General features: G+C 38.4%; 12 protein-coding genes and 1 pseudogene. 8 read left to right on the top strand and 5 right to left on the bottom strand.

All coding sequences use genetic code 11. The features are described 5' to 3' along the window. Positions 1-180: 180 nt before the first annotated feature. The 4 genes from L3V46_RS19535 to L3V46_RS19520 all read left to right on the top strand — a co-directional run bounded on the left by L3V46_RS19535 (position 181) and on the right by L3V46_RS19520 (position 3,387). Entirely contained in the window at positions 181-1,119 is a 939-nt protein-coding gene (locus tag L3V46_RS19535) for an RluA family pseudouridine synthase (RefSeq protein ID WP_004718156.1), read from the top strand. A gap of 153 nt (positions 1,120-1,272) precedes the next feature. After that, entirely contained in the window at positions 1,273-1,941 is a 669-nt protein-coding gene (locus tag L3V46_RS19530) for an HAD-IA family hydrolase (protein WP_004718155.1), read from the top strand. Between the two features lie 80 nt (positions 1,942-2,021). Continuing rightward, a complete protein-coding gene (locus L3V46_RS19525) occupies positions 2,022-2,723 on the top strand; it encodes a YafY family protein (RefSeq protein ID WP_239046542.1) in 702 nt (233 codons plus the stop codon). Positions 2,724-2,781: 58 nt separating this feature from the next. Then, the gene (locus L3V46_RS19520) at positions 2,782-3,387 is read left to right on the top strand and encodes a glutathione S-transferase family protein (RefSeq protein WP_096732858.1); all 606 of its coding nucleotides are present in this window, start codon (positions 2,782-2,784) and stop codon (positions 3,385-3,387) included. Between the two features lie 138 nt (positions 3,388-3,525). Here the strand turns inward: L3V46_RS19520 and L3V46_RS19515 are convergent, their stop codons facing one another. The 3 genes from L3V46_RS19515 to L3V46_RS19505 all read right to left on the bottom strand — a co-directional run bounded on the left by L3V46_RS19515 (position 3,526) and on the right by L3V46_RS19505 (position 6,232). Then, positions 3,526-4,197, bottom strand: coding sequence for a DUF1345 domain-containing protein (locus L3V46_RS19515; RefSeq protein WP_239046541.1), 672 nt, complete (start codon positions 4,195-4,197; stop codon positions 3,526-3,528). A gap of 124 nt (positions 4,198-4,321) precedes the next feature. Then, a complete protein-coding gene (gene hcaR / locus L3V46_RS19510) occupies positions 4,322-5,230 on the bottom strand; it encodes a DNA-binding transcriptional regulator HcaR (protein ID WP_034611600.1) in 909 nt (302 codons plus the stop codon). A gap of 543 nt (positions 5,231-5,773) precedes the next feature. Further along, on the bottom strand, positions 5,774-6,232 hold the full coding sequence (locus L3V46_RS19505; RefSeq protein WP_239046540.1) for a GNAT family N-acetyltransferase: 459 nt from the start codon (positions 6,230-6,232) through the stop codon (positions 5,774-5,776). Between the two features lie 127 nt (positions 6,233-6,359). On the opposite strand from L3V46_RS19505, the gene L3V46_RS19500 reads away from it, so the two are divergent. The 4 genes from L3V46_RS19500 to L3V46_RS19485 all read left to right on the top strand — a co-directional run bounded on the left by L3V46_RS19500 (position 6,360) and on the right by L3V46_RS19485 (position 9,710). Beyond that, the gene (locus L3V46_RS19500) at positions 6,360-7,298 is read left to right on the top strand and encodes a cation diffusion facilitator family transporter (RefSeq protein WP_004818752.1); all 939 of its coding nucleotides are present in this window, start codon (positions 6,360-6,362) and stop codon (positions 7,296-7,298) included. Positions 7,299-7,300: 2 nt separating this feature from the next. Then, positions 7,301-8,431 (top strand): MBL fold metallo-hydrolase, encoded by a 1,131-nt coding sequence (locus L3V46_RS19495; RefSeq protein WP_004718147.1) that lies wholly within the window; start codon positions 7,301-7,303, stop codon positions 8,429-8,431. 39 nt (positions 8,432-8,470) lie between these two features. Then, complete coding sequence (locus L3V46_RS19490) at positions 8,471-8,995, top strand: hypothetical protein (RefSeq protein WP_239046539.1); 525 nt, start codon at positions 8,471-8,473, stop codon at positions 8,993-8,995. A 64-nt stretch (positions 8,996-9,059) separates the two neighbouring features. Further along, positions 9,060-9,710 carry a hypothetical protein gene (locus L3V46_RS19485; protein ID WP_239046538.1) on the top strand — a complete coding sequence of 217 codons (651 nt, stop codon included), beginning with the start codon at positions 9,060-9,062 and terminating at the stop codon, positions 9,708-9,710. A gap of 2 nt (positions 9,711-9,712) precedes the next feature. Here the strand turns inward: L3V46_RS19485 and L3V46_RS19480 are convergent, their stop codons facing one another. Further along, positions 9,713-10,111: a DoxX-like family protein gene (locus L3V46_RS19480; protein ID WP_034611610.1), complete on the bottom strand. Its 399-nt coding sequence runs from the start codon at positions 10,109-10,111 to the stop codon at positions 9,713-9,715. Continuing rightward, positions 10,098-10,467 (bottom strand): annotated as a pseudogene (locus L3V46_RS19475) (DCC1-like thiol-disulfide oxidoreductase family protein). The gene L3V46_RS19480 and the pseudogene L3V46_RS19475 overlap by 14 nt, the downstream one beginning before the upstream one ends. Positions 10,468-10,560 lie beyond the last annotated feature (93 nt).

The following is a 10,560-nucleotide window of genomic DNA, read 5'->3' as shown; positions in this document are numbered from 1 at the left end:
CACGCTTTCATTTTTAAAAAAGGGTGGCACTAAATTTCACTTACGGTGGTATCCGTGCGCTGACTATAGCAAACCTTGAATCATCTGCCTATGGGCTATATGCTTATTTTGTATGAAAAGCATAGTCTAAATGATCAGTTTTTAATCAAATTTTAGTTTTTTATTGGATCACCTAACTGTATGAATTCTACGCAACAATGGCAAAATGTAACTTGGTTTGAAGTAGACGAGCATCAAGAAGGCCAGCGCATCGATAATTTCTTATTTACTCGCCTGAAAGGTGTGCCGAAAAGCCGTATTTATCGTTTAATTCGTGAAGGTCAAGTGCGCGTCAATAAAAAGCGTATAAAAGCAGAAACTAAGCTAGCGATTGGCGATCAAATCCGTGTTGCACCTATTCGCTTTGAGCAAAAAGACGAAACTGATGCACCTGTATCCGATAAGGTTGCACAAAGCTTACTCAGCCGTGTGGTGTATGAGGATGAAGGTTTATTGGTGGTCAACAAGCCGTCTGGAATTGCCGTACATGGTGGAAGCGGTGTGGCATATGGCTTAATTGAAGGCTTACGCGCGGCAACAGGTAAAAAATATTTGGAGTTGATTCATCGTATTGACCGCGATACTTCGGGTCTGGTGATGGTGAGTAAAAAACGCAGCACATTGAAGGCGCTACAAGATATGTTGCGTGAGCATAAAATTAAAAAAACCTATGCTGCGATTGTTAAAGGTCAAGTGAGTTTAGATCAACAGTTGATTAATCAACCTTTATTGCGCTATGAACTGTCCAATGGTGAACGTCGTGTACGTGTCTCAGAAGAAGGTAAAGAATCTAAGACACAATGGAAAGTTGCCGAGCGCTTTATGCATGCGACACTGGTCTATGCTTCTCCACTGTCAGGCCGTACCCATCAAATTCGTGTGCATGGTTTAAGTATTGGTCATCCTTTAGTGGGTGACGATAAGTATGGTCATGAAACAGAGTATCGTGGACCCAAAGCTCGTCGATTGAGCCTACATGCAATGCGCCTTGAAATTCCTGGTTATCCTGTGATTGAAGCGCCTTTACCTGAAGATATGCAAAGCTTGGTTGCGCAGTTAAGAGCACAAAAGAAAGATTGATTCGATCTCGCTGCTCACTTTATCTTTTACACAAAGGGAACTTGTTTTATGAAAAGTTCCCTTTGTGTTTAAAAATGCGTTAGCTTGTCATGTAAAGGGCATAAGATCTAAACATTAGTCATGCGTAAACTGAGCAAATATTGGAAATAATTCATGCAAAAACCTGTAGAACTTATCATTTTTGATTGGGATGGCACTTTATTTGATTCAGTTGGGCAAATTGTGGCGAGTTTATTGGTTGCTGCAGAAGCCTTTGACCAACCGTTAACAGCTGATGCTGCGAAAAGTATTATTGGTTTGGGTTTACCTGAAGTTGCTCAAGTGTTATTTCCAAAAGTTCCCGAGTTACACACTGAAATTTTGAAATGCTATGGCGATCATTATGTTGAGCATTCCAAAGATGATTTGTGGTTCGCTGGTGTCTCTGAAATGTTGCATGATTTAAAAAATCAAAATATCAAATTGGCAGTTGCAACAGGGAAGAGCCGTCGTGGTTTAGATCGTGTTTTGGCTCAGACCCAGAGTCAGGATTTATTTGAGATCACCCGTGCAGCGAGCGAAACCAAATCCAAACCAGATCCATTGATGTTGGCTGAAATTTTAGATTACACTGGAATTTCGGCGGAGCAAGCCATTATGGTGGGTGATACATCTTATGACTTAGAAATGGCACAGAACATTGCCATGCCACGTGTTGGGGTGAGTTATGGGGTACATGCGATTGATGTATTACAGCGTTTTAATCCGCTGACGATCGCGGATAACGTCGATCATTTACATCAGTTTTTAACTCAACAGCTTAAGGCGAGTGAAGTTGCTTAGATGCTGTTTTTACGCTGTTTGCAGATTGCCCTCAGCGTAAACTTAGATAAAACCAAAGAGATATAATAAGAAAATTGACCATGAGCCGTTCTATTCGATTACTCACTTTATTACAACTTTTACGTGAACAGCGTTATCCCATTACCGCGCAATGCTTAGCAGAACATTTGGAAATTAGTGTCCGAAGTGTTTATCGGGATATTGAAAGTTTACGTGACCAAGGTGTCAATATTGAGGGCTGTGCGGGCTTAGGATTTCAGCTAAAAGAAAACTTTTTACTGCCTCCGATGAGTTTGGATGAAACGGAAGTCGAAGCAGTGTTCTTGGCATTGCATTGGTTAAGGTCAGTGCCAGATCCAGCATTAAAAAATGCTGCACATTCAGTTTTGGCCAAACTCAATGCGGTATTGCCCAAGAATAAACAAGAACTGATTGATGAAACCATGCTTCGGTCTATCAACCATTGGCTTGTGGTTGATGAAAAAGTTGTCGAACAAGTACGTCTAGCAATTCGTTATCAGGTCAAGATAGAAGTGCATTATTTAGATGAAAAACAAAATATCTCTAGCCGTATGCTTTGGCCTTTTGTCTTAGGGTATTTCAATGACAAAATGTTGTTGGCTGCATGGTGTGAATTACGTGAGGATTTTCGAAATTTTCGTTTAGATCGGATTCAAAAATTAACTGTGACCGAAATCATTTACCCAGAGTTTAAGCGCCATCTTTTTCAGGCATGGTGGCAAAAAGAGCTGCAAAAAAAATCCATGCTCAAAAGCTCCTGACAAAAACTGACACAGCCGCCCTTTATATTCAATACACCACTATAAAGGAATGGAAAAAATGGGCTTAAAACTATATAGCAACGCGCAGTCTAGAGGTCTTGTTATTGAATGGTTACTGATCGAACTGGGTGCTGAATTTGAAAAAATTGAGTTGGCTTATCACACTGAAATGAAGTCGGAGTCTTATCTAAAGATTAACCCATTTGGCAAAGTACCCACCTTAGTCGATGGCGATGTGGTGATTTACGAAATGCCTGCAATTTGCGCCTATTTGGCAGATAAGTTTTTTGATCAAGGACTTGCACCAGCATTGGATGATCCAAAACGTGGCTTGTATTTCCGTTGGTTATTCTTTGCTGCTGGACCGTGGGATGCAGCCACGACGGATCGCGCATTAAAAGTTGAGATTACCGACGAGCAAAAAATGCATATTGGCTATGGAAACTTTCAGGACACCTATACGGCTTTAATTCAGGGCTTGGAGCAGGCTCAACCTTATCTATGTGGTGAGCAATTTACGGTAGCCGATGTGTTTGTTGGTTCCATGCTATTTTGGCAATTGAAGATGGCAGAGATTGAAAGCCATCCTGCAATTGAAAAATATCTTAATTCAATCAAAAGCCGAAAAAACTTAAGAAATAATCAAGCACTTTTTAGCGACTAAATCATCAAGACGATGCAAACTTAGCATGATCTCGTGCTGGGTTTGCATTGAGGTTTTTTAGTCACATTCAAGCGCAGAAAAATGATAAAAAGCTTTGGAGATTGGCTTTTGGTGTTAATCCCTCTATTTTTACTTCAGTTAAATAAAACCTGCGGCAACATTAATACAGATCGCCAAAATCGTCGTGTTAAATCCATACGCCAAAAGGATATGGAGAATATTTAAAACGCGCATCGAACGAGATGTAATCGATACATCTGCTGTTTGTGCAGAAGTACCAATGACATAACTAAAATACAAAAACTCAGGGTAAGTTGGTTTAGGTGTTTTTGGAAAGTCCAATCCACCATCCTGATGATTCTCCACTGCCAAGTAAAAGTCATGTGCATAGTGAATAGCAAAAATAGTATGCATAAATAACCATGCAAAAATGATGGTTAAAATTGCTAAGGCGATATGTCCTGCTTTAACTCCAGTCACATCGGGCAAATGTGCCAATTCAATAATAATGGCAATAAAACACATGATGAGTGAGAGCACAACCAACAGCAAAATGATCCATTTGCTGGCATCCTGCTGCTGAGCACGCTTTAAAATATGCGCTTGATTGGTTGCCCAAAGCATTTTTAGGGTCAGGATTAAGTAGACCAGAGTGGCAATATTCCAGCTGAATAATAAATTGGTTGACCACTGCCAGTTTGTACTCAAAGACATCCCCATATACACAACTGCTGTAAGGAGAAAACTAATAAAGAAATATGGACGAGACAGAATACCTGATCGAAGTTGGTGAAATGCACGTCCTACCATGATGAACACCGCCTGAATTAAAAAATGATGGATATTTAAGCAAATAAAATGAGCATTAAGTTCGATTGGTTTAAGTCGTCATATTAAAAAATAAGCTTATGCTCTATGTCTTGTCGCAGCGGTCTTATTCTTGCTCTAAACGATTGATATCCAGATAAAATACCTTGGTTAATAGTTCAATGAATTTTTGTATTGCAACAGAGCCAGCACTTTTTCGATAACTTACATACAAGTCTAGATAGGGAAGCTCAATCTCTAAAGGTCGAATGACAGTGTTATTGTTGATTAATGGCGCAATATAACTTGGCAAAATTGTACAGCCTAAGCCCGCTCCAACTGAGTTAATATTCAATGAAATATTGTCAGCTTTTTGGACGATATTCAATTCAATATGATTGTGTTTGGCAAACTCTAAAATGGTGTTGTGCAAAGTCGTGGATTGTTCTTCAGCAGGAATTATAAAATCGATCCCATTGAGCGCTTTAACAGGGATACGTTCATACTTGGCTAAAGGGTGATCTTTGGGTAAAACAAAAATTAACGGCTCACGGAGCACAAATTTACTTTCGATTTCATCATTATGAAAATTGTGCCTGCTAAAGCTGATATCTAGCTCACCCTTTTTCAATGCGCGCATTTGTTCAAGGTTATTTAAGCTTAATAACTCAATTTTTAGCTCAGGATTTTGTACCCTTAAATTCGGTAAGATATAAGGGAAAATCTTTATTTCGGCCACGGGTACAAACCCAATTCTTAACAATAGCTGTCTGGCTTTGGAGACCTGTCTTGCCATAGCAACAGCCTTATCGGCTTGTGCTAAAGTTAAGCGTGCTTGCTCCAGAAAAACAGCACCTTCTTCAGTAAGTTCAACTTTACGCTTGGTCCGATTTAACAGCCGAACACCGACATCTTCTTCAAGATCTTTGATCTGCTGGCTGAGTGAGGGTTGTGCTGTATAAAGTCTCAATGCTGCTTTGCTAAAGTTGAGTTCTTCAGCCACAGTAATGAAGTATCTCAGATGTCGTAATTCCATATAACGCGTCCAAAGAATAATCCAAAAAATGTCTTACTAAGATTTTCAAAGAGTATAATCTATAAACAACTGTCAGGTGAAGACGATTATAGTATTTAGAAAATAAATGAACTTTTCAAAATCATTGTTATTTTAATATAGAAAATAACATGGTGAATAATTGATAAAATATCTTAATTAAAACAAAAAAAATTCGCTAATCTCTAGCCTAGAAGCCATCATCTGTACAAAGTTGCATCAATTTATCTATAGCCCTTACTTGTCATAAGCGTACTTTCAGGAATGGAAAAATTGATATCGATGTCTTAATTGATGTATCTCGTCATCAATCTATAGTGATCCAAATTTATATGAAGGAACACTTGAAAAGTGCTTGATTGCACTGGTTTAAGTTGTTGCAATCTGTCTGATAAACATGATCATGCTGAGGATTACTAGAACCGACTTGCAGATAGGGGGCAAGATCGGTTTCGTCGTCATGGATAGTCAGCTTGATCTGGGTGTTTATGATGATGTTTTTGATATCGCTCTATCTCAAAACACTTAGATGGAAGGCTTCTTTAGTTTCAAATGCAAAATTGGAAATGGATTACCTTCAGCATCAAGTTCCGAACGCGCAATTTGTTGGAAGTTATGTTTCTTATAAAACTCCAAAGCACGAATATTTTGTTCGTTGACATCTACCTCATGCACACCTAACTCAAGGGCTTTTTGAATGAGCATGGAACCGATACCTTGATCAAAAAATTTAGGGTCAATAAATAACATTTCAATCTTTTGATAAGCCAGCCCCATAAACCCAACGATTTGACCTTCACGTTCCACATGAAACAATCGCACATGATCAAAATAATGATGCTGAATGATGAGCGTTTTAATTTGTAAGATATGTTGTTCGTTTAAAAAGTCATGAGTCGCACGTACAGAAGCTTCCCAAATTTTTAATAATTGTGGATGAGACTGCGACGGAGTATTTAGAATATTGGTTAAATTGGATTCCATAAAAGATTCACTCAATTGTGAAAAGCAACAAAAAATAAAGAAAAATCACAGATAGTTTCGCTAATATGAAGCAGGACAGATATAAAAATCAAATTGATGTATTTGATGATAAAAAACAGGACAATAAATGTCAGATTCCAACAAAATTGTTGTATATGCAGCACTTTTGGGCAATTTAGCCATTGCTCTGGTTAAGTTTGTTGCGGCTTATATTACAAATAGTTCGGCAATGCTCAGCGAGGCGGTCCATTCTGTCGTAGACACTTTAAATGAAATCTTATTGCTGTATGGTTTAAAAAAATCACAGCAGCCTGCAAATTATCATCACCCCTTTGGTTATGGGCGAGAGTTATATTTCTGGGCCTTTATTGTCGCATTGTTGGTTTTTGCTTTAGGTGCTGTGGTTTCAATTTATCAGGGTATTCAACATATTCGTCATCCAGAAGTTATACAATCCCCATTGGTCAATTATGTGGTACTCGGGTTTGCGCTGCTTTGTGAAGGCACTTCATGGTTTATTGCGTTGAAAACATTTAAAAAGACCAAAGGTCAAATGGGATATTTTGAAGCTTTTCGTCGCAGTAAAGATCCGACAACCTTTACAGTTTTATTTGAAGACTCAGCAGCTTTAATTGGCTTAATCATTGCATTGCTGGGAATATTTTGTGCTCAGCAGTTTAATTTACCCGTTTTAGATGGTGTGGCTTCGGTACTGATTGGTGTTGTCTTAGCCATCTCAGCCCTGCTTTTGGCAAGGGAAACCAAAGGGTTGTTGATGGGTGAAACAGCAGATCCAAAACTACGTCATAATGTATTGAAAATTGCTCAGGAAGATCCTGCCGTATATTCAGCAAATGGCGTACTGACTGAACAAATGGGTGCACATCAGGTGATTGCTTCTTTAAGCTTAGAGTTTAAAGATAGTTTAACTTCAGATGATATCGAAGCCTGTGTGAACAGAATTGAAGCAAAGATTAAAAGTATTCATCCCGAAATCGTGGCATTATTCGTGAAGCCACAAACACAGCAAGTATGGCTTGAAAGAATGAAAGGGCGTTTAGAGTAATCATGTCGAAACAAGAGCCAATGGTCCGTCTTGAAGATACAACGGTACAAGACAACACAATGCAAAATAAGACTGTTCCATCTCAGCAAGTTCAACAATTGCATTATCGAATTGATACTGAAAATTGTCTGTCACATACATGGTATAAACCTGTATTTAGTGTGATTGGTTCAAATCAGCATAATGGTGAACGGTTCTTTAATGAAATACGTAAACCACAAGGGCGTAGCCGTTGGGATTTGATGAAATGGCTGGGTACCCGAAAATCATATACTTGGAATGTGGATACTCAAAAAGAATCATCAGAATTCTATGCGGCAAAACGTGTATTACCTCAGAATCGACCAGATGCTGATGAGCATGATTGGCAAATCTGGTTTGTGAGTCATGCGACTGTACTGGTTCAAATTGGTCCCTATAACTTTTTAACTGATCCTGTTTGGGCCGATTATGTTAGTCCGAAACATGGGCGTGGACCAAAACGGGTGATTCCTGCTGGAATTGCTTTAGAGCAATTGCCAGAGATTCATGCAGTTTTACTCAGTCATAATCACTATGACCATATGGATTTAGCCTCTTTAAGATGGCTACACAACAAATTTGCTATGCCAATCTATACAGGTTTGGGCAATGCCTGTTACTTGCCTAAAGAGTTCCATGTGATTGAGATGGACTGGTGGCAATCTGCATTATTTAAAAACTTAAAAATTATTTATACCCCTGCACAGCATGGTTCGGGTCGTGGTTTACGTGATCAGAATATTGCATTGTGGGGTGGTTTTTCTGTGGTATCGCAACATGGTCATTTCTTCTTTGCTGGCGATACAGGGTATTCACCGCATTTTAAAGAAATTCAAAAACGTTTAGGCTCACCGCGAATTGCGTTATTGCCAATCGGTGCGTATGAACCAAGAGCGTTAATGAAATATATGCACATGAATCCACAAGATGCTTTTCAGGCGCATTTAGATTTACAAGCCAAACGCTCTTTGGCAATTCATTACCGTACTTTCCAATTGACGGATGAAGCGCGGGAACAGCCTGAGCAGGATTTACAAAAGGCCATGAAGAATTCATCAAAAATGGTTAATCCATTCTACTGTATCCGTGAAGGTCGTAAATTGGTGGTGTAGTGGGCCCTTATTGAGCCATAAAAATTGAGAACACTAAAAATGATAAAAATCTTATCCAGTACTTTGTTATTTTGTTTGGTGATGACTTCAGTCGCTGCAAAATCTATAGACCTAACTCAAGCGGCTAAGGCGGATTGTGTTTCAAATGCGCCTTGTGCTGATGGAGATCAAATGACTATGGCAACAGCCGAAGATAGTCCAGCAGCAGATGATACAGAGAGTATTAAACCTCTCAATGAAAAATATGATTTGGAAACGGGTGATGAATGGAAATTAATTCATCAAAATTCAAATACTCAATTTTTTGAAAGTATCACCACAATATCTGATGGTAATCAGCTTATTCAAGCTTGGGTTAAAAGTGTGAACCCAAAAAGACAATACACGATTAATTATTATCAAGTATTGTGTAAGGATCGGACATTTACACGACTTGAGCAGTTTAAAAGTCAGGACGATAAAAACTATAAACTGGTTAAAAAGGTCGAGCATTATCGTCAAACACAACCTTTTAGTCAGGCCGGTGAAATACTTCCAGTTTTGCAAAAGCTGTGTCAGGATTAGGGTGTATTTACCCAAACTAAAAAATAGTGTTGATTCCTGATTGAAAAATCAAGGGAGATGAATAATGAAAATAATCCAAACTTTATTGATGTTACTGGCATTATCCAGTACAGCTTTTGCTGAGACTCAAAATATACAAATTAATCAAAATAATTTTGAGTTGAAAACAGTGATGAATGAAGAAGAAGCTGATTCTTTACGTAAAGATATTGAATTATATCGAAATAATCAAAAGTTGCTCACGCATACAATTTATTCAACCACGGGTGACTGTAGTATTCTCCAGATTGAATTGGGTGATTATGAGATCAAAGAAAACAATATTATTTTTTATAGCTACTGGGCTTCGGGTGATCGGCAGGGACTCTGGACCTATCCTTATGGTGTGCGTAAACAAACCTATACTGTGGATGCAAAGGGTAAAGTGAAATTAGTCAGTGCTGTACTATATGTTGAAGATATTTTGGGTGATCCGCTTAGCACAAACCCAGATGAGGAATACCTTCAATTTTTGCATACCGCTCCAAAAACCAAGCAACAACAACGTGCACTGAGTGAATATATTCAAACCATGCAAAGTGATTATAAAGGTCGATTTGTGCATGGACAGGAACGGGCGCGCTTAATTCAAGAAGTGAAAAGCAAACTTGCCAAGCAAATTGCCACTGAAACCAAAGGATGGAAAGAGCAGTTTGGTACAAATGTGCGAATGTAAGTTTATTCGGCTTTTTGAGCATTGAGAAGTTGAATTGCGACAATAGACAGTGCAGCCATTGCGGTATTCATGATGAAAGGATTAAAACCCTGCGCAAAATAGTGTGGATAAACGATCGCGACAACCAGTAAAAACAACAGCATCGCGATGATATTTAAATAATGCAGAAGCTTTGATTGTCTAAAAATAAGAAATAATCCACCAAATATTATTTCTCCAAATCCTGAGAGTTCAATAAGTCTAGGAATGGGCAACAATTGAATCCCTGTAAATTGCCAAAATTGTTGCTCTTCGATGACTTTATATATGATTTTAGGGATGAGCCCCTGATAGAACCATAAGACAGCCAGTGAAATATGAATGGTCAATAGGGCATTCTGAAGTGCTTTAAAATTTTGCATCAATGCTATGTTCCAAGAAATGTTTTTTATTTTCAGATGAAGGTAGTAAACACTGTTTAGTTGTACCAAATAAACGATAGCGATTTAAAGCGACTCGGCGGTATAGAAAATCTCGGATAAATTTGGGTATCCCATAACCCATTTTTGATCACCAACATGCTATCAAATTGCTCTGTGGGCATTTGGTAATGTCTTAAGATGTCTTGCCCTAAAGGTGATTGCACCGAAGTTAATTTAAATTGTGCCTGTGTATCATATTTGATTAAAAACTTTGCCCAGCCATTACATAACACACAGATTTCATCAAATAAAATGATGTCATGTTGTTGAATTATCGCTTCAATTTTCTGTTGCATGGCTTTACTCGCGATTGGGAGTTTCTTCAATATAGTGTATTTACACAAAATAAAAAACCGCCCGAAGGCGGTTTCTATTGAATGACTTTATAT

Source organism: Acinetobacter sp. AG3 (assembly GCF_022343575.1).
Taxonomy (GTDB): Bacteria; Pseudomonadota; Gammaproteobacteria; order Pseudomonadales; family Moraxellaceae; genus Acinetobacter; species Acinetobacter guillouiae.
Note: the sequence above shows the minus strand (reverse complement) of the source record. Positions and strands in the feature narration are given on the sequence as shown.